This window comes from Xanthomonas sp. 60 (assembly GCF_011761925.1).
The window spans coordinates 272496-292345 of the sequence record NZ_JAASQW010000002.1 but is presented as its reverse complement, the minus strand read 5'-3'; the positions used below and the strand labels follow the sequence as shown (position 1 = coordinate 292345).

15 protein-coding genes are annotated in these 19850 nt (G+C 68.2%); 9 read left to right on the top strand and 6 right to left on the bottom strand.

Features of this window, described 5'->3' with window-relative positions; all coding sequences use genetic code 11:
- Nucleotides 1–43: 43 nt before the first annotated feature.
- A complete protein-coding gene (locus FHY09_RS05225; protein ID WP_208407569.1) occupies nucleotides 44–1105 on the bottom strand; it encodes a beta-eliminating lyase-related protein in 1062 nt (353 codons plus the stop codon).
- A gap of 169 nt (nucleotides 1106–1274) precedes the next feature.
- Between FHY09_RS05225 and FHY09_RS05220 the strand changes: the two genes are divergently transcribed.
- The 3 genes from FHY09_RS05220 (at nucleotide 1275) to FHY09_RS05210 (ending at nucleotide 5323) form a co-directional block, all read left to right on the top strand.
- Nucleotides 1275–2246: a cation diffusion facilitator family transporter gene (locus FHY09_RS05220; protein ID WP_166924884.1), complete on the top strand. Its 972-nt coding sequence runs from the start codon at nucleotides 1275–1277 to the stop codon at nucleotides 2244–2246.
- A 97-nt stretch (nucleotides 2247–2343) separates the two neighbouring features.
- Nucleotides 2344–3093: a 2,3-diphosphoglycerate-dependent phosphoglycerate mutase gene (gene gpmA, locus FHY09_RS05215; RefSeq protein ID WP_166924882.1), complete on the top strand. Its 750-nt coding sequence runs from the start codon at nucleotides 2344–2346 to the stop codon at nucleotides 3091–3093.
- Between the two features lie 124 nt (nucleotides 3094–3217).
- On the top strand, nucleotides 3218–5323 hold the full coding sequence (locus FHY09_RS05210) for a M13 family metallopeptidase (RefSeq protein ID WP_166924880.1): 2106 nt from the start codon (nucleotides 3218–3220) through the stop codon (nucleotides 5321–5323).
- 58 nt (nucleotides 5324–5381) lie between these two features.
- Here the strand turns inward: FHY09_RS05210 and FHY09_RS05205 are convergent, their stop codons facing one another.
- The 4 genes from FHY09_RS05205 to FHY09_RS05190 form a co-directional block, all read right to left on the bottom strand.
- On the bottom strand, nucleotides 5382–5975 hold the full coding sequence (locus FHY09_RS05205; RefSeq protein ID WP_166924878.1) for a hypothetical protein: 594 nt from the start codon (nucleotides 5973–5975) through the stop codon (nucleotides 5382–5384).
- 37 nt (nucleotides 5976–6012) lie between these two features.
- The gene (gene mfd / locus FHY09_RS05200; RefSeq protein ID WP_166924876.1) at nucleotides 6013–9477 is read right to left on the bottom strand and encodes a transcription-repair coupling factor; all 3465 of its coding nucleotides are present in this window, start codon (nucleotides 9475–9477) and stop codon (nucleotides 6013–6015) included.
- Nucleotides 9478–9593: 116 nt separating this feature from the next.
- A complete protein-coding gene (locus FHY09_RS05195; protein ID WP_166924874.1) occupies nucleotides 9594–10139 on the bottom strand; it encodes a GNAT family N-acetyltransferase in 546 nt (181 codons plus the stop codon).
- Between the two features lie 128 nt (nucleotides 10140–10267).
- The gene (locus tag FHY09_RS05190) at nucleotides 10268–11125 is read right to left on the bottom strand and encodes a 23S rRNA (adenine(2030)-N(6))-methyltransferase RlmJ (protein ID WP_166924872.1); all 858 of its coding nucleotides are present in this window, start codon (nucleotides 11123–11125) and stop codon (nucleotides 10268–10270) included.
- Between the two features lie 35 nt (nucleotides 11126–11160).
- Here FHY09_RS05190 and creB point away from each other — a divergent pair, with 35 nt between their 5' ends.
- The 6 genes from creB to FHY09_RS05160 all read left to right on the top strand — a co-directional run bounded on the left by creB (nucleotide 11161) and on the right by FHY09_RS05160 (nucleotide 18383).
- Nucleotides 11161–11883 carry a two-component system response regulator CreB gene (gene creB, locus FHY09_RS05185; RefSeq protein WP_166924870.1) on the top strand — a complete coding sequence of 241 codons (723 nt, stop codon included), beginning with the start codon at nucleotides 11161–11163 and terminating at the stop codon, nucleotides 11881–11883.
- Between the two features lies 1 nt (nucleotide 11884).
- Complete coding sequence (gene creC / locus FHY09_RS05180) at nucleotides 11885–13321, top strand: two-component system sensor histidine kinase CreC (RefSeq protein ID WP_166925509.1); 1437 nt, start codon at nucleotides 11885–11887, stop codon at nucleotides 13319–13321.
- 81 nt (nucleotides 13322–13402) lie between these two features.
- On the top strand, nucleotides 13403–14719 hold the full coding sequence (gene creD / locus FHY09_RS05175) for a cell envelope integrity protein CreD (RefSeq protein WP_166924868.1): 1317 nt from the start codon (nucleotides 13403–13405) through the stop codon (nucleotides 14717–14719).
- An 80-nt stretch (nucleotides 14720–14799) separates the two neighbouring features.
- On the top strand, nucleotides 14800–16410 hold the full coding sequence (locus FHY09_RS05170) for a M20/M25/M40 family metallo-hydrolase (RefSeq protein ID WP_166924866.1): 1611 nt from the start codon (nucleotides 14800–14802) through the stop codon (nucleotides 16408–16410).
- Nucleotides 16411–16463: 53 nt separating this feature from the next.
- On the top strand, nucleotides 16464–17867 hold the full coding sequence (gene gltX, locus FHY09_RS05165; protein WP_166924864.1) for a glutamate--tRNA ligase: 1404 nt from the start codon (nucleotides 16464–16466) through the stop codon (nucleotides 17865–17867).
- Nucleotides 17868–17897: 30 nt separating this feature from the next.
- On the top strand, nucleotides 17898–18383 hold the full coding sequence (locus FHY09_RS05160; protein WP_166924862.1) for a transcriptional repressor: 486 nt from the start codon (nucleotides 17898–17900) through the stop codon (nucleotides 18381–18383).
- Nucleotides 18384–18656: 273 nt separating this feature from the next.
- Here the strand turns inward: FHY09_RS05160 and FHY09_RS05155 are convergent, their stop codons facing one another.
- Nucleotides 18657–19847: an HlyD family secretion protein gene (locus tag FHY09_RS05155; protein WP_166924860.1), complete on the bottom strand. Its 1191-nt coding sequence runs from the start codon at nucleotides 19845–19847 to the stop codon at nucleotides 18657–18659.
- Nucleotides 19848–19850: the final 3 nt, after the last annotated feature.

Sequence of the window (19850 nt, the reverse complement as noted above, 5' to 3'; positions counted from 1 at the left end):
CAGACGCCACCCCTGCGGTGGCGTTTGCCGTTGTAGGGTGCCGTCAGTGCGTAGCAGCGAGCACCGCGTCCAGTGCCTGGATCTCGCCGGCCGTGGTGGACCATGAGGTGACGAAACGCACGGGCATCTCGTGCGGGTCCAGAGCCATGCCGGCCGGGAGGCTGTCCGGATACCAGTCATAGCAGGCAACGCCTGCGGCCAGCAGGTGGGCGTGCAGCGCGCGCGGCATCACCACGATGAGCTCGTTGGCCTCCACCGGCCACGCCTGGCGCACTGCAGGGTGGCCGGAAAGCACCGCCGCGAGCTGCGTGGCGCAGGTGTTGGCGTGGCCGGCGAGTTCAAGCCAGTGCCCGCCTTCCAGCCAACCACAGTACTGCGCGCCGAACAGGCGACCCTTCGACACCAGCTGCCCCGCACGCTTGCGGCGCACGTCGAAATCCTCCGCCAGCGCCGTGTTGAAGAACACCACGGCCTCGGCACACAGCGCACCGCTCTTGGACGCGCCCAGGGACAGCACGTCCACGCCGGCACGCGCGGAAAGGTCCGCGGGGTGGCAGCCGAGCCGGGCCACGGCGTTGGCGAACCGCGCGCCGTCCATGTGGACGTGCAGGCCGCTGGCGCGCGCGCGCGCACTGAGCGCGGCGAGCTCCTGGGGTGTGTAGACCAGGCCGTTCTCAGTGGCCTGGGTGATGCTCAGCGCCGCAGGCGTGATCGTATGCGGACGCGCGCTGGGCAGGCGTGCGAGCGCGCGGTCCAGGTCATCAGCCAGCAGCTTGCCGCTCGCGGTGGCCACGGGCAGCAGGCGCGCACCGCCGGTGAAGAACTCCGGCGCGCTGGTCTCGTCGGTGATGATGTGCGCCTGGGCGTGGCACAGCACGGCCTCCCACGGGCGGGCCAGCGCGGACAACGCCAGGCAGTTCGCGGCGGTGCCGGTGGCGACGAAGAACACGCGCAGGTCGGTGTCGAAGGTCTCCTTCAGCAGGTCCTCCGCGCGCTGGCTCCAGGCGTCGTTGCCGTAGGAACTCTGGCAGCCACTGGCGGCCTCGACCAGGGTCTGCAGGATACGTGGGCAGACGCCGGATTGGTTGTCGCTGGCGAAGTTCATCAGGGCTCCGTTGAGGGCATTGGTCCGGGCCCGCTGAGGGCGGTGCCCGCTGCGTGCACGGGGCCATGATGCCTGCGAATGTGCACGACTGCGATGTTATATCCGCTGTGATGGTGTCCGGCCACGCTGCCGCGTAGCCTTGCTCCATTCCTCAACGGAGCGAGGCCGCATGGGTCACGACCACAACCACCTGCCCAGTGAGATCCGCCACGAAAAACCGTTGTGGTGGGCGTTGGGCCTGACCGCGGCGTTCCTGGTGGTGGAGGTCGTGGGCGCCTTCTTCACCAACAGCCTGGCGCTGCTGTCCGACGCCGCGCACATGGCCACCGATACGCTGGCGCTGATGATCGCGCTGGTGGCGGTACGGCTCAGCCGCCGCCCACCGGACGCGCGCCGCACCTACGGATACGCAAGGCTGGAAGCACTGGGTGCGATGTTCAACGGCGGCATGCTGTTCCTCGTGGCCGGCTACATCCTGTGGGAGGCCGTGGCGCGTTTCCGCCAGCCGCAGGAGATCGCCTCCACCGGCATGCTGGTCATCGCCGCGATCGGGCTCGGCATCAACCTGGTGGCCATGCGGCTGCTCAGGGCGGGCAGCGGCGAGAGCCTGAACGTCAAGGGCGCTTATCTGGAAGTGTGGGCGGACATGCTGGGCTCGGTGGCGGTGATCGCCGGCGCGCTGCTGATCCGCTGGACCGGGTGGAAGGTGATCGACCCGATCCTGGCCGTCCTCATCGGACTGTGGGTGCTGCCGCGTACCTGGGTGCTGATGCGCGAAGCCATCAACGTACTGCTGGAAGGCGTGCCCAAGGGGGTCGACCTGGCGAGGGTTCGGGCGCGGCTGGATGGTCATCCGGCAGTACGTGACGTGCACGATCTGCACGTATGGGCGCTGGCTTCAAGCACGCCGGCCCTGAGCGCGCACGTGGTGGTGGATGCGGGGCAGGACGCGGACCGCGTGCGCCGCGAGCTGGCCGATGCGCTGCATGACCACCATGGGATCGAACATGTGACGCTGCAGCTGGAAGGCGCGCACTGCGGGGACGCCTGCGCGCCGGCGGAGGAACGTCCGCACGACCACGCGCACGGGCACAAGCACGACCACAAGCACGACCACGGGCACGGGCACGGGCACGGCTAGCGCTGCTGCCTGCCGGACCACGGGACACGCCGGGACGATGTCCGCCGGATTGAACCCGGCGCTACACTACGGGCATCCCGACGTTGGAGAGACCGCAGTGACCCGTAAACTCGTACTGTTGCGCCACGGCCAGAGCCAGTGGAACCTGGACAACCGCTTCACCGGCTGGGTCGATGTCGAACTCACCGACAAGGGCCGCCAGGAAGCCGCCGCGGCCGGGCGCATGATGCGCGAAGAGGGCCTGCAGTTCGATGTGGCGCACACCTCCGTGCTCAAGCGCGCCATCCATACGCTGCAGGGTGCGCTGGCCGAGATGGACCAGGACTGGCTCCCGGTGAGCAAGAGCTGGCGCTTGAACGAGCGCCATTACGGTGGCCTGCAGGGACTGGACAAAGCCGAAACCGCCGCGAAGCATGGCGAGGACCAGGTCAAGATCTGGCGTCGCTCCTATGACATTCCGCCGCCGCCGATGGACCTGGCCGACCCGGGCCACCCGGTGCACGACCGCCGCTATGCCGGCCTGGACCGCAACGCGCTGCCGGGCACCGAATCGCTGGCGACCACGCTCGAGCGCGTGCTGCCGTACTGGCACGATGCCATCGCCCCGCAGCTCAAGGACGGCCGCACCGTGCTGGTCACCGCGCACGGCAACTCGCTGCGCGCTCTGTACAAGTACCTCAACAACGTCTCGCGCGAGGCGATCCTCGAGCTCAACATCCCGACCGGCATCCCGCTGCTGTTCGAGCTCAACGATGACCTGACGGTGCAGTCGTACCGCTACCTGGGCGACCCGGAAGCGGCGCGCAGGGCGGCCGAAGCGGTGGCCAACCAGGGCAAGGCGAAGTAATCCGCCCACGCGCTCGGCACGTGCCCGGGACGATGCCCGGCGCGTGCCGGGCGTGCGTGACCTTTGGCGGTCCCCTGCGGCGGCGCGGCGGGCTACCCTCGGGGATTACCCGCTGGAGCGTCCCATGAAATTCCGTACCCTGGCCCCGCTGGGCCTGACCGTCGCCATCGCCGCCACGCTGGCAGGCTGCGGCAACACTGAATCTTCCGCCCCGACCGCAGCCAGCGGGGACGCCGCCGCCAAGCCGGCGTTCGATCAGTCGCAGATCAAGACCGCGCTGATCTCCCTGGACAGTGCAGACCTCGATACGTCCGTGTCGGCCTGCACGGACCTCAACGCATTCGTCAACAGCAAGTGGCTCAAGGCCAACCCGGTGCCGGGCGACCAGACCACCTGGGGCAGCTTCGAGATCCTGCGTGAGCGTTCGCTGGAAGTGCAGCATGCGCTGGTCAAGCAGGCCGCTGAAGGCAAGGCGCAGGCCGGTTCGGTCGAAGCCAAGATCGGTGACATCTGGAAGACCGGCAATGACGAAGCAAAGATCGAGGCGGCCGGCCTGACGCCGATGCAGCCGCAGCTGGACAGGATCGCCGCACTGAGTGATACCGCCAGCATTGCCCAGTACCTGCGCGAGAGCCAGGCCGAAGGCAAGGGCGTGCTGTTCTCGCTGTTCGGCAATGCCGATTACAAGGATTCGGGCAACGTCATCGCCTACGTCGGCCAAGGCGGCCTCGGCCTGCCGGAGAAGGGCTACTACTCCGATGCCTCGCAGGCCAGGATCCGCGAGGCCTACGAGGCCTACATCACCCAGGTGCTGACCCTGTCCGGGACCGATGCCGCGCAGGCGGCCGAACAGGCCAAGGCCGTGCTCGCCTTCGAGACGCGCCTGGCCAACGCCTCGCTTTCGCGCATCGAACTGCGTGATCCGTCCAAGCGCTACAACCCGGTCAGCGCTGCCGACGCGGACAAGCTGACGCCGAACTTCAGCTGGACCGCACTGTGGGACACGCTGAAGGTTCCCGCCGCGCAGAAGTTCTCGCTGGCGCAGCCGCAGTTCTTCCAGGAAGTGGACAAGATGCTGGCCGATGTGCCGGCGGCCACGTGGCAGGCCTACCTGCGCTTCCACGCCATCGACGATGCCGCGCCGTACCTGAGCAGCAACTTCGAGAAAGCCAACTTCGATTTCTACGGCAAGACTCTGCGTGGCCAGCAGGAAATGCAGCCGCGCTGGAAGCGCGTGCTCGATGCGGTGAACGGCGGCATGGGCGAGGCACTGGGCGAACTGTACGTGGACGCGGTGTTCCCGGCCGAAAGCAAGGAGCAGATGCAGCACCTGGTGGACAATCTTTCCCAAGCCCTCAAGGCCCGCCTGGAGAAGCTGGAATGGATGGGCGAGGACACCCGGAAGAAGGCGATCGAGAAGTGGGCCAGCTTCACTCCGAAGATCGGTTATCCGGACAAGTGGCGTGACTGGTCGGGCCTGCAGACCAGCGCGGACAGCTTCCTCGGCAACGTGCAGGCAGCGCGTGCGTTCAACTACCGCTACATGCTGGACAAGATCGGCAAGCCGGTGGACAGGACCGAGTGGGGCATGAGCCCGCAGACGGTCAATGCGTACTACAACGCGACCAAGAACGAGATCGTGTTCCCGGCCGCGATTTTGCAGCCGCCGTTCTTCGATGCCAAGGCCGATCCGGCGCTGAACTACGGTGGCATCGGTGCGGTGATCGGCCACGAGATGATGCACGGCTACGACGATTCGGGCAGCCAGTTCGCCGCCAACGGCAATTTCGACAACTGGTGGACCGACGCCGACCGCAAGGCATTCACCGAACGCACCGACCAGCTGGTGGCGCAGTTCGATGGTTATGAATCGCTGCCGGGCATCAACGTAAAGGGCAAGCTGACACTGGGCGAGAACATCGGCGATCTGGGCGGCCTTACCGTGGCCTATGACGCGCTGCAGATGGCGCTGCAGGAAGACCCGGCCAAGAACGTGCCGGTGGACGGCTACACGCAGGACCAGCGCTTCTTCATGAACTGGGCCACGGTGTGGCGCCGCAACTTCACCGACGGCGAGCTGCGCGTGCGCCTGAACACCGATCCGCACGCGCCGGCGAACTTCCGTGCCAATGGTGCGCCGTCGAACATGCCGTCCTTCGCGGCGGCGTTCCAGTGCAAGCCGGGCCAGCCGATGGTGCGTGCCGACGACAAGCGCGTTGTGATCTGGTAAGCGCGAGGCGGTAACGTGAATGAAGAACCCGGCGAAAGCCGGGTTTTTCATGGGCGCATCAGTGGGCCTGGACCTCATCGCACTTCAGGTAGTTCCGCTGCGTGGTCGTCCATGCGGCGGCGGCATCGAAGTCCGGTACGAGGCCGGTGTCCTTGCCAGTGAAGGCGGACATGCCGTGGCTGAGCATGTACGTAGGACTGTAACGGGGCGGGCCGAGGCGCCGGGCAAGCACGCACAGATGCGTCTGATAGTCGTCGGCGTGGCTCATGCGGTCCTGCAGCGCCAGGGAAAAGGCGGTAAGCGGGCCTTTGCCGAGCTGGTCGAACTCGGCCACCAGGTTGGCCTTCAGTGCGTCGTAGGCGCCATGCGCGGTGCGGTCGGCCACACGCTGCGCATCGAAGTGAGCGAACACACCGGCCAGGGTGAACAGGTCGGCCGCGTCGGTCGTGCGCTTGTCCCGGAGGCAGCGCGGAATGGCCGCCATCATGTCGGCAGGCGTGTCGTTGGCCGTGATGTCCTGCAGTGCGGTGCAGGGCATCACCCTGCTCGACTGCAGGTTGCCGGGCGCCTGGTGATCAACGGGCTGGGCGAGGCCGGCCACGGGGGCCAGCAGCAGCGCCAGCAGCGTGGGGAGCGTTGCGAATCCGTGCATGTACATTCCTGGCAGGAAGGTGGCTGTGGTGCGCCGGTCAGCCCGGCGCGAGCGTGGTCAGCAGCGCACGCGCCGCATTGAAGCGATCTTCCGGCAGCGGCAGCGGATGCTTGATCCGCAGCTTGTCCGGACCGTCCATGCTGTAAAGGTTGGACTGCTTCTGGATCAGCTGGATGACCGACATCGGGTCGATGTTCGGCTTGGCGTCGAACACGATGCGTCCGCCGGCCTCGCCGAGGTCGATCTTGCGGATGCCCAGTTCGTTGGCCTGCAGCTTCAGTTCGGCGATCGCGAACAGATGCTTGGCCGCATCCGGCAGCAGGCCGAAACGGTCGATCATCTCCACCTGCAGCTCGCGCAGGGCGGCACTGTCACGCGCGCTGGAAATGCGCTTGTACAGCGTCAGGCGCGTGTGCACGTCGGGCAGGTAATCATCCGGAATCAGCGAGGGCACGTGCAGTTCCACCTCGGCGCCACGCGCTTCCTCGCCGCTGTCCAGGTCGGGCAGCTTGCCCAGCCGGATGCTGCGCACCGCGCGTTCCAGCAGCTCGGTGTACAGGCTAAAGCCCACTTCGGCCATCTGGCCGCTCTGGTCTTCGCCCAGCAGTTCACCGGCGCCACGGATCTCCAGATCATGGGTGGCGAGGGTGAAGCCGGCGCCGAGTTCGTCCATCGAGGCGATCGCTTCCAGGCGCTTTTCGGCATCAGGCGTGATCGAACGCCGGTCCGGCACGACCAGGTACGCATACGCACGATGGTGCGAGCGACCCACGCGTCCACGCAGCTGGTGCAGCTGGGCCAGGCCGAAGCGGTCTGCGCGGTTGATGATGATGGTGTTGGCGTTGGGGATGTCGATGCCTGATTCGATGATCGTCGTCGACAGCAGCACGTTGAAGCGCTGCTTCTGGAAATCCAGCATCACCTTTTCCAGCTCGCGCTCGGGCATCTGGCCGTGCGCCACGCCGATGCGTGCCTCCGGCACCAGTTCGGACAGCTCGCGCTGCATGCGCCCGATGCTCTCCACATCGTTGTGCAGGAAGTACAGCTGGCCGCCGCGCGCGAGTTCGCGCTGGAACGCTTCGCGCAGCAGGGCATCGTCCCATTGGGTGATGAACGTCTGCACCGCCAGCCGGTTCGGCGGGGGCGTGGCGATGATGGAAAGATCGCGCAGCCCGGCCATGGCCATGTTGAGCGTGCGCGGGATCGGCGTGGCGGTGAGGGTGAGCAGGTGCACGTTGGCACGCATCGCCTTCAGCGCCTCCTTCTGGCGCACGCCGAAGCGCTGCTCTTCATCCACCACCACCATGCCCAGGTCCTTGAACTTCACGTCCGGCTGCAGCAGGCGGTGGGTACCGACGATCACGTCGATGGTGCCCTCGGCGACCTTGGCCAGCTCGGCCTTGATCTCCTTGGTGGACTTGAAGCGCGACAGCACCTCCACCCTCAGCGGGTAGTCGGCGAAACGGTCGCGGAAATTGCGGTAGTGCTGTTCGGCCAGCAGCGTGGTCGGCACCAGTACGGCGACCTGCTTGCCACCGCTGGCGGCGGCGAACGCTGCACGCACGGCGACTTCGGTCTTGCCGAAGCCCACATCGCCACAGACCACGCGGTCCATCGGCTGGCTGGACTGCAGATCGCGCAGGGTGGCATCGATGGCGGCAAGCTGGTCAGGCGTTTCCTCGAACGGGAAACCAGCAGCGAACGGCTCGTACAGGGAGCGGTCGATATCCAGCGCGAGTCCGGCGCGCGCCTGGCGGCGGGCCTGGATCTCAAGCAGTTCGGCGGCCACATCGCGCACCTTTTCGGCCGCGCGGCGCTTGGCTTTGGTCCATTGCTCGCCGCCCAGCGAATGCAGCGGCGCGGTCTCCGGCGAGGCACCGCTGTAGCGGCTGATCAGGTGCAGCTGTGCGACCGGGACGTACAGCCGGTCGCCCTTGGCGTATTCGATGTCCAGGAATTCGCCGGGCATGCCGCCGACGTCCATCGCGATCAGGCCGCGGTAACGGCCGACGCCGTGGTCTTCATGGACGATCGGCGCGCCTTCGGTCAGTTCGCCGAGGTCGCGGATGATGGCCTCGGGCTCGCGCCCGACGCGACGGCTCCGGCGTTGCTGGCCGGCACGTTCGGGAAACAGCTGGCGCTCGGTCAGCACGGCGATGCGCGGATCATCCAGCGCGAAGCCGTCTTCCAGCGGCGCGACGGTGATGGCGAAACGCGCGTCCGAAGCGAGGAACGCGGGCAGGTCGGCGACCACCGGTGGCTGCAGCGCGGCCGCCTGCAGCACCTCGAGCAACGCCTCGCGGCGACCGGCGGAGTCGGCGGCGATCAGCACGCGGCCCGGGTAATGGCCGAGGAAGGATTTCAATGCCTCGCCTGCGGGAGCGTCGCGTGCAGCCACCGGCAGTGCCGGCAGCGGTTGGTCTCCCAGCGCCTGCGCCTGTTCGATGCGCGCGTGCTCCGGCGCCCACACCTCGATGCGCGCGCGGCTGTTGAGCGCCTCGCGCAACAGGTCCGGCGCGCTGTAGAGCTGGTCCGGCGAGAGCAGCGGACGCTCCACGTCATGGCGGCGCTGCTCGTAGCGCGCGCTGGTCTGCGCCCAGAAGGCCGCCGCAGCCTCACCCACGCCCGGGGCGATCACCGGCAGCACGTCGATGGAGAAATAATCGAGCAGGCTGGCGGTGCGGTCGAAGAACAGGGGGAGGTAATACTCCACGCCGGCCGGGGCCAGGCGCGCTTTCAGATCCTGGTACAGCGAACTGCGGCGCGTATCGACATCGAAGCGCTCGCGCAGCGCGTCCAGCACGCGCGCGATGCTGGCATCGTCCATCGGCACTTCGCGGCCGGGCAGCATGCGCACGGCCTGTACCTTGTCCAGCGAGCGCTGCGTTTCCGGATCGAAGGCGCGGATGGAATCGATGTCCTCATCGAGCAGCTCCACGCGCAGCGGTGCCTCGGCGCCCATCGGGAAGACGTCCAGCAGGCCGCCACGCACGGCGAAATCGCCCGGGTCCATCACCTGCGGCACGTTGCGGTAGCCGGCACTTTCCAGGCGCCGCTTCTCGGCCTCCAGGTCCAGCTGCTGGCCCACCTGCAGATCGAAGCTGCCGCCGATGACGTACTGTGTCGGCGCCAGCCGCTGCATCAGCGTCTGCACCGGCACGACCACCAGGCCGCGCTTCAGTCCCGGCAGCCGGTGCAGGGCGGCCAGACGCTGGGAGATGATGTCCGGGTGCGGGCTGAAGCGGTCGTAGGGCAGGGTCTCCCAGTCCGGAAAGGCCACCACCGGCAGCGCCGGGTCATCGCCCAGCAGCACGCGCAGGTCGGCTTCAATCTGGTTCGCGCCGTGGGTATCGCGGGCGACCACCAGCAGGGGTCCATCGTGGGCCTGCGCGGCGCGGGCGAGGTACCACGCCAGGGCCGTGGGCGAGGCGGGAGCGCGCCAGAAGGCGCGGAGCTGGCCGGCACGCGGCAGCGGCGGAGCGGGATAGTGGGAGCGCGACATTGACCGCCGAGTCTAACAGGAGCGTTCATCGGGAGCAGCCGGAACACGGCCCGGGCTGCAGTGCGGAACGCCGGCCAGTGCACGGCGTCCCACGGCGTTTCAGGGCCCGGGAAGGCTCAGGTGTCCAGTTCCAGCACCATGCGGACCAGCCCGGCGGTCCCCTGCGGGTGCGGTTGCGGCTTGAAGCCGAGCGAGGCTGCCAGCTGCTGCATCGGCACGTTCTCCTCGGCCACATCGCCATACAGGCGGTCCAGGTACTTGCCACGGGCCCATTTCACCAGCTTGCGCATCAGCTGCCGGCCCAGGCCCTGGCCGATCAGGAAGCGGCTGACCAGGATGGCGTACTCCGCTTCGCGGGTGCCCTGGATGATCGACGCACGCGCCACCGCACCGACCACGGCTTCACCGGCCGGCAGCGATTCGGCGGCCACCAGCGTGATTTCGCTCTTGGGGTTGGGATGAGTCAGGCGCTGGGTGGTTTCGGTGGACAGCTCGGTCACGCTGAGCAGGAAACGGTCGCGGATCTCTTCCGGCCCGAACAGGCTGAAGGCTGCCTGCAGCGGCGCGCCGTCTTCGGGACGGATGGGGCGGATGAGCAGCTCGTGGCCGCTTGGAGCCTTGAAGATTTCGTGCCAGGGCGGCATGCGGTTGCGGGTGGCCATACCGGTAGTTCCTTGGTGGTCGGCCGATTGTGGCATCCCGATGGCTGCATTCCGTGAACGGAAGGCTCACGGCACAGCGAGCCTGCCAAGCGGCGCCTGGCGGTCTCCGGGGCCGATCGTGGGCCTGCCTACTCGGCGGTCTTGAGCCAGTCCAGGCGGGTGCTCGCGCCGGGTTCGCCGAGGTGGGCCTTGAGGGCGGGCAGGGCCGGGCCGACCAGGCGATCGAACTGGTACGGCGCGTTGAGCACCAGCATCCCGCTGCCGTTGAGCCGCAGCGGCGATTCGTCGGGGCGGATCAGCAGTTCGATGGTCAGCGCCGACTTCACCGGCAGGGCACTGGCCTTGCGCAGGAAGTGCAGCACGGTGCGACGCTGCTTGATCGGGAACCAGACCGCGCAGGTGGCCTGCGGCCAACGCTCCAGCACTTCCTTGAGCGTGGCCAGGATGGCGATGTATTCGGCGTCCTGCGCCTCGTACGGCGGATCGATCAGGACCAGACCGCGGCCGATGCGGGCGCCGTTGACCTTCGGCGGAATCAGCGCACGCACTTTTGCGTAGCCGTCGGCCTCGTACACGCCCACGCGCGGATCGTTGGCGAACAGGGCCTTGAGCGCGGCCGCTTCCTCCGGCTGCAGTTCGCAGGCCGCCAGGCGGTCCTGCGGGCGCATGGCCTGGGCGGTCAGCAACGGCGAACCCGGGTAGGCCACCATTGCACCGACCGGGTTGTCGGCCTGCACCGCCTTGAGATACCGCTCCACCACGGCCGGCAGCTTCGGCTGGGCCATCAGGCGCATCACGCCGGCCTCGATCTCCAGGGTCTTGCGACTCTCTTCGCTGGCGAGCAGATAGCGGCCGCGGCCGCCATGGGTGTCCAGCACGAAGAACGGGCTGTCCTTGCGCTTGAAGCTGTCGATCAGGGCCAGCTGCACGATGTGCTTGAGGACATCGGCATGGTTGCCGGCATGGAAGGCGTGGCGGTAGTTCATGGGGCGCAGTGTACGGGTCGGCAGCCGCAGCGGCTATGCTGCCGGCCATGACCGATCCGATTGCCCACGTGCTGCTTGTCGAGGACGAGAGCGCCATCGCCGATACCGTGCTCTATGCGCTGCGCAGCGAAGGCTTCGCCGCAAGCCACTGCCTGCTGGGGAGCGAAGCCCTGCAGCTGCTGCAGACCCGACCGGTGGACCTGCTGATGCTGGATGTCGGCCTGCCCGATATCGGCGGCTTCGAGGTGTGCCGCCGCGTGCGGGCGCTGCCGGGGAGGGCCGGGCAGGTGCCGGTGATCTTCCTTACCGCACGCAACGAGGAGATCGACCGCGTGCTCGGTTTCGAGCTGGGCGCGGACGATTACGTGGTCAAACCGTTTTCCCCGCGCGAGCTGGTGGCGCGGGTACGCGCCCGGCTGCGCCGCAGCCCCGCGCCGGGATCGGCCCCGGAGGCCGCCCACTGGCAGGTGCATGGGCCGTTGCAGATCGATCGCCAGGGCCGGCGCATCCGCCACGACGGGCAGCTGCTCGACCTGACCCGTTATGAGTACGCGGTGCTTGCCGCGCTGCTGCTGCGCCCAGGCGCGATCCTCAGCCGCGCGCAGCTGATGGACCACGGCTGGGACGCCAGCGCCGACAGCGCCGACCGTACCGTGGACACGCATATCAAGACCCTGCGCGCGAAGCTGCGCGCGGCCGGCGCCCAGCGCGACCCGATCCGCACCCACCGGGGTGTGGGCTATGCGCTGGAGCTCTGAGGTGCGGCTGGGCCTGAAACTGTTCCTGGGCGTGTTCCTGATCGTGGGGCTGGCCGCGTTCTTCGTCATGCGCGTGTTCGTGGACGAGGTGAAACCCGGCGTGCGCCAGGCCATGGAGTCCACGCTGGTGGATGCCGCCAACGTGCTGGCCGAGCTGGCCGCGCCGGAACTCAAGGCCGGCACGCTGCACGGCGGGGGCTTCAGTGCGGCGCTGGCGCGCGCGCAGCGGCGCGATCCGAACGCGATGGTGTGGCGCTTCCCGAAGCGCACGCTGGATTACCGGGTGACCATCACCGATGCCCGTGGCGTGGTGGTGTATGACACGCTCGGGCGTGATGTCGGGCGTGACAATTCGCGCTGGAACGATGTCTACCGCACGCTCCGCGGCGAGTACGGCGCCCGTTCGAGCCCGGAATCGCCCGGCGATACGCACAACACGGTGATGCACGTGGCCGCGCCGGTGCACGATCCGGCCGATCCGGCCACGCTGATCGGCGTGCTCACGCTGTCCCAGCCAAACCGCAGCATCGAGCCGTTCATCGCCGCCAGCCAGCGCCAGATCATGCGCAACGGGGCCTGGCTGATCGGGTTGTCGGCGCTGATCGGGGTGCTGATGACGGCCTGGCTCATGGTGGGCGTGGGCCGCCTCAACCGTTACGCACAGGCGGTCAGCGCCGGCCTGCCGGTGCCACCGCCGCCAACCCGCCGCGACGAGATCGGCGATCTGGGCCGCGCGCTGGAGACCATGCGCCGGCGGCTCGAGGGCAAGGCCTACGTCGAGCAGTACGTGCAGTCACTGACGCATGAGATGAAGAGTCCACTGGCGGCCATCCGCGGAGCGGCCGAACTGTTGCAGGAGCCGATGGACGAAGCCGACCGCGCACGCTTCGCGCGCAGCATCGTCGATCAGCAGCAGCGCCTGACCGAGACCATCGACAAGCTGCTGGCGCTGGCCGAAGTGGAGCAGCACGGCTGGCTGCAGGCGCGCGAGCCGGTGCCGGTCGGCCGTCTGTTGGCGGCGGTGGCGCAGGCCGCGCAGGTGCGTGCGCAGGCAGCGGAGGTCCAGCTGGACGTGGAGGCGACCTCGCTTTCGGTCATGGGCGATGCCTACCTGCTGCGGCAGGCGCTGCAGAACCTGGTCGACAACGCGATCGATTTCTCACCGCCGCGGAGCGTGGTGCAGGTCGGCGCGCGGAGCGAGGGGCAGGGCATCGCGCTGCGCGTGCGTGACCACGGCACCGGCGTGCCGGAGTACGCGCGCGAGCGGATCTTCGAGCGGTTCTACTCACTGGCGCGGCCCGCCACCGGACGCCGCAGCTCCGGCCTGGGCCTGCCGTTCGTGCGAGAGGTGGCCCGCCTGCACGGCGGCTCGGTGCGGGTGGACGCCGGTGCCGGTGGCGGCACGCTGGCGACGGTGTGGCTGCCCGGCGCGCGCTGACTTCACACTCGCTTCAACCAGGCCTCAAACCCCGCACATCCGCGCCGTCCATCCTGCACGCCTCACCCAGGAGGATGGACGATGAAATCCCTGCACTTGTTTCTGCGTTTCGCGGTGGTCGGCGGGCTGATCCTGCTGCTGTTGATACCGCTGCTGATGATCCGCGGCGTGATCACCGACCGCAGCCAGTACCGCGAGGAGGCGTTCCAGCGCGTGGCCGAAAGCCGCGCCGGCACCCAGCAGCTGATCGGCCCGGTGCGCGTGGTGCCGTGGACCGAAACCACGACGGTGGTGGTAGTGGACAAAGAGGGCAAGTCGCATGCCGAGGAGCAGGTGACGCACGGCCAGTGGCTGCAGATGCCACAGACGCTGCAGGTGGACGGGCGTCTGCTGCCGGATCAGCGTGCGGTGGGGCTGTTCAAGGTGCCGGTCTACAGCTGGCACGGCCAGATCACCGCGACGTTCGCTGTCGATGACTATCCGGGCAAGGCGGGACGTACCTACGGCACGCCCTATCTGGCCGTCGGCCTGAGCGATGTCCGTGGCGTGGTCGGCACGCCGGCGCTGCACGTGGACGGCACGCCGCGGCGCCTGCAGCCGGGGGCGGGCGGTGCCGCCCAGCTTGGGCGTGGGCTGCATGTCCCGCTGCCGGCGTTCGCCGACAACCGCCAGGGCCAGCTTCCCGCCAGCAAGGTCACGCTGGACATGCAGGTGGACGGCAGCCGCGCGCTGTCGGTGGTGCCGGTGGGCGACGACAACCAGATCGCACTGCGCTCCAGCTGGCCGCACCCTTCCTTCGGCGGTGCGTTCCTGCCCAACGAGCGGCGCGTGGACGCGCAGGGCTTCGAGGCGCGCTGGATGGTGTCTTCGCTGGCGTCCGACGCGCAGGAACAGGTGCGCCAGGGCAGCGACGCCGATGGCGTGCAGGCGGTGACGGTTTCGCTGGTGGACCCGGTGGACGTCTACACCCAGGCCGACCGCGCCTCGAAGTACGGCGTGCTGTTCATCCTGCTTACCTTCACCGGCTTCCTGCTGTTCGAGCTCATCCGTCGCCTGCGCATCCATCCGCTGCAGTACCTGATGGTCGGCCTCGCGCTGGCGATCTTCTTCCTGCTGCTGATCAGCCTCTCCGAACACATCGCGTTCTGGCAGGCGTACCTGGTTTCGGCGGCGGCGTGCATCGGCCTGCAGGCGGTCTATCTCAGCAACGTGCTGGGGCACTGGAAGCGTGGGCTGGGCTTTGCGGCCCTGCTGACCGTGCTGTATGGCGCGCTCTACGGGCTGCTGGTTTCGGAAAACAACGCGCTGCTGATGGGCTCGCTGCTGCTGTTCGGCATCCTGGCCGTGGCGATGTGGGTCACCCGCCGCGTGGACTGGTACACGCTCGGCAAGCCGTGACTGATGGCCCACGGGTGAACGGCCGGCGCTGGTTACACTCCAGCGTCAGGCCGGTCCGGCGCGCAGTTCTGGGGATAGCGATGTACAAGTGGGGAATGCTGGCGCTCGCGCTGGCCTTGAGCGGCCAGGCCGCCGCACAGCAACGTGAGCCGGTGGACCTGGACATGGTCAGCCGGATCCGCCAGGAGGCGTTCCACAACTCGCAGGTGATGGACACGTTCAGCCATCTGACCGAGTCCATCGGCCCGCGGCTCACCAACTCCCCGGCGATGGCGCGCGCCAATGCGTGGACCCGCAGCCGCTTCACCGACTGGGGCCTGGTGAACGTGCACGACGAAGCGTTCGATGGCTTCGGCCGTGGCTGGGAATTCTCCTCGGCCAGCGTGATGCTGCTGGGCGACGGTAGCCCCGACGCCCGCGTGCAGCCACTGCATGCGCTGCCCAAGGCCTGGACGCCGGGCACGAAGGGGCCGGTGGAAGGCGAGCTGGTGCAGGTGGACATCAAGACGCTGGCCGACCTGGAAAAATACAAGGGCAAGCTGCGCGGCAAGATCCTGCTGCTGGGCACCGCGCGTGACTACAAGCGCGGTACCGAGGCCGACTCGCACCGGCACGATGCCACCTCGCTGGAGGGGCTGCAGGAGTTCACGGTGCCCAAGGCGGCCGCCGCCGACCGCGCCAAGCGGGTGAAGGAGTACGAGGAACGGCAGGCGCTGGCCAAGGCCACCAATACCTTCTTCGTTGACGAAGGTGCGCTGGCGGCGATCAGCATCAGCAGCTGGGACAACGGCATCATCCGCGTAGCCGGCGGCGGCTCGCGCAAGGCCGGCGAACCGGTGGGCATCCCGGAACTGGCGATGATCGCCGAGCACTTCAACCCGCTGGTGCGCGCGCTGGACACCAAGCAGACGGTGCGCCTGCGCGTGGCCGTCGATGCGCGCTTCACGGACCAGGCCGACCAGCCGGGTTACAACACGCTGGCCGAGATCCGCGGCAGCAGCAAGGCCGACGAAGTGGTGATGCTCGGCGCGCACCTGGATTCCTGGCATTCCGGTACGGGTGCGGCCGACAACGCCGCCGGCGTGGCGGTGATGATGGAAGCCATGCGCATCCTCAAGGCTGTTGGCGCAACGCCCCGCCGCACGATCCGGGTCGCGCTGTGGAGCGGGGAGGAACAGGGGCTGATCGGCTCGCAGGCCTATGTTGCGCGGCACCTGGCCGCGTTCCCCGAGCCGACCGATGCGGCGCAGCGCGCATTGCCGGCCTCGCTGCGGGAACCGACCGGCCCGCTGCAGAAGCAGCGCGATTACGGCAAGTTCCAGGCCTACTTCAACATGGACAACGGTTCGGGACGTTTCCGCGGCATCTATGCGCAGGAGAATCTCGCCGCGATGCCGATCTTCGAGGCCTGGCTGGCCCCGTTCCATGACGTGGGCGCCACCACGGTGGCCACCCGCAACACAGGCAGCACCGACCACATCAGCTTCGACCGCGTGGGCCTGCCTGGCTTCCAGTTCATCCAGGACCGGCTGGACTACTTCACCAACGTGCACCACTCGCACCTGGATACCTGGGACCACGCCGAACCGGAGGACCTGAAGCAGGCCGCCGCCATCGTCGCATCCTTCGTCTACCATGCCGCCCAGCGCGAGGGCCGCTTCCCGCGCAAGACCGAACCCACCGGCAGGTAAAGGGGGCGGGGGGCTGGTAAAATCGGCGGGAATCCGTTCCCGCTGAGCCTTCCATGACCTGCCGCACCCGTTTTGCTCCCAGCCCCACCGGTTACCTGCACATCGGCGGCGCCCGCACTGCGCTCTACTGCTGGCTGCAGGCCCGCCACCGGGGCGGCGAGTTCGTGCTGCGCATCGAGGACACCGACCGTGAGCGCAGCACCCAGGGCGCGATCGACGCGATCCTGGAGGCGATGGACTGGCTCGGCCTGGGGTACGACGAAGGTCCGATCTACCAGACCCAGCGCGTGGCGCGCTACCTGGAAGTGGCCGAGCAGCTGGTGGCCGACGGCAAGGCGTACTACGCCTACGAGACCCGGGAAGAACTCGATGCGATGCGCGAAGCCGCGATGGCTCGGCAGGAAAAGCCGCGCTACAACGGCGCCGCGCGCGAGCTGGGCCTGCCGTACAAGGACGATCCGAACCGGGTGATCCGGTTCAAGAATCCGCTGGACGGCACCGTGGTGTTCGATGACCTGATCAAGGGCCCGATCGAGATCGCCAACAGCGAGCTGGACGACATGGTGATCTTCCGCCCGGATGGCTACCCGACCTACAACTTCGCCGTCGTGGTGGACGACTGGGACATGGGCATCACCGAGGTGATCCGCGGCGATGACCACATCAACAACACGCCGCGCCAGATCAACCTGTATGAAGGCATCGGCGCGCCCGTGCCGCGGTTCGGCCACATGCCGATGATCCTGGATGAGCAGGGCGCCAAGCTGTCCAAGCGCACCGGCGCGGCCGACGTCATGCAGTACAAGGACGCCGGTTACCTGCCCGAGGCGCTGCTGAGCTATCTGGCGCGCCTGGGCTGGTCGCACGGTGACCAGGAGATCTTCACCCGCCAGGAGTTGATCGAGCTGTTCGACGTGACCGAGTGCAACTCCAAGGCCGCCCGCCTGGACATGGCCAAGCTCGGCTGGGTGAACCAGCATTTCCTGAAGAGCGAGGCCCCCGGAGCGGTGGCACCGGGGCTGGTGTACCAGCTGGAGAAGCTGGGCCTTGACGTGGCGGCGGGCCCGGCGCCGGCGGACGTGGTGATCGCACTGCGTGAGCGCGTGCAGACGTTGAAGGAAATGGCCGAGAAGGCGGCGGTCTGGTACCAGCCGCTGACGGTGTACGACGAAACCGCGGTGGCCAAACATCTCAAGCCGGGTGCGGAGGTCGCCCTGGGCAAGGCCCGGGAGCTGCTCGCCGCCCTGCCGGAATGGACCGCCGAAACGGTGGGCGCGGCGCTGCACGATGCGGCGGCGGCACTGGCGATCGGCATGGGCAAGGTGGCGCAACCGCTGCGCGTGGCCATCACCGGCACGCAGGTGAGCCCTGACATTTCCCATACCGTGTATCTGGCGGGACGCGACGAAGCCTTGAAACGCATCGATATCGCCATCACCAAGGTAGCAGCGGCCTGATCCGCTGCTGGTCCGAACCGGAGAACGCGCATGGCTTCACAGCACGACTGCACCGCCCCGCACCACCACGTCCACGACGCGTCTGATTTCGTGGCGGTGGTGGAGCGCGTGTCGCGCGAGCGCGGGCTGCGGCTGACGCCGATCCGTGCCAACGTGCTGCGGCTGATCGCCGAGGCGGGCAAGCCGGTGAAGGCCTACGAGCTGCTGGAATGGGTGCGCAATGGCAAGGGCGTGGGGGCGGATGCGCCGCCGACGGTCTATCGCGCGCTGGACTTCCTGATGGCCAACGGGTTCGTGCACAAGCTGGAGTCGGTGAATGCGTTCGTGGCCTGCCATCATCCGAGCAGTGCGGCGCATTCGGTGCCGTTCCTGATCTGCAACAGCTGCCACAGCGCGGTCGAGCTGGAGGATCGGGAGATCGTGAGCCAGTTGGAAAGGCGGGCGAAGGAGCTGGGGTTCCAGCCGCAGGCGCAGACGCTGGAAGTGCACGGACTCTGCGCCCGCTGCGCGGGGTGAGTGTTTCACGCAGGGCCGCGGCCCTGCAGCTGCCGAAGCAAAGGCAACTGCAACGGCCCCGAGCCAGGGTGAGCTGTGGGTTGGCGGGCCGGGGTGGATAGGCAGGGGACGGCAGAAACGGCGTCCTGCGCGCCGCGCTTCGCGCCATCCATGGCGCTCAAGGCCCCTGCGCTGGGTCGCCCGACCGGCTGACGACGCCAGGGCCAGCCTGGGATTCTGCGCGGTTCACGTAAATGACACCCAGCCCACCACGAGGGGCTGGGCCGTCGGCGGTCACTCCACCGAGGTGTCGACCTTCGCCACCACCGACATGCCCGGGCGCAGGCGTGCGGCCAACGGCTGGTCCGGATCGATGGATATCCGGACCGGCAGCCGCTGCACCACCTTGGTGAAGTTGCCGCTGGCATTGTCCGGGCGCAGTACGCTGAACTCCGAGCCGGTCGCCGGGGCGATCTGCTCGATATGACCGCGCAGCACTTCGCCCTCGAACGCATCCACTGCGAACGTGGCCGGCTGGCCGATGCGCATCCGCCAGGTCTGGCCCTCCTTGAAGTTCGCCACCACCCAGAGGGTATCGGGCACCAGGAACAACAGCTGCGAACCGGCGGCGACGTACTGGCCCACGCGCACCGAAGCTTCGCTGACCTGGCCGTCGCGTGGCGCACGGATGACCGTGTTGGCCAGATCGATGCGTGCCAGCTCCAGCTGGGCGCGCGCGCTTTCCACCTGCGCTTCGAGGCCCTTGCGCGAGACCTGGGTTGAAAGCAGGCCTTCTTCGGCGATGCGGATCTGCGCCTGCGACTGCTGCACGCCCGCCTGCGCAGCGGCCTGGCTGGTGCGGAACTTGTCGCGGTCGTTGAGGGCCACCAGGCGCTGCGCGGCCAGCTGCTCATAGCGCGCGAGCTCGGCACGCGAACGCCGCAGTTCCGACTGGCCCGCTGCCAGCGTGGCTTTCGCCGAGGCGATCTGTGCCCGTCCCTGTGCCTGCGACTGGTCAGCGTTGGCCAGCGAGGCGAGCGCGGCGTCCAGCGCGGCCTGGGCCTGCGCCACCCGCTGGGTGTAGATGCGCTCATCCACCTGCACCAGCACGTCGCCCTGCTTCACATGCTGGAAATCCTTGACCCGCACGTCGGTGACGTATCCGTTGACCTGCGGCGCCAGCACGGTGATCTGGCCGCGGACATAGGCGTTGTCGGTGCTGGCCATCGCGGTGGTGAAGGGCCACAGGTGCCAGGCGCGCAGGATCAGGGCGATCCCCACCAGCGCCACCAGGATCATCAGCACCACCGAGCGCCGGCTCGGCACCAGGTATTTCGGGACGGTGGACGCGGATGAAGGGGCAGGCGCGGGCGGCGCCGCAGCCGCGTCCGGGGCCGGGGTTGCAGGCGGGGGCGCGGCATCGGTCGGTGGCGGCGGATTGAGGTTCTCGGGCGCTTCGTCGTCGCGCGGGGGGAGCTGGGTCATGGG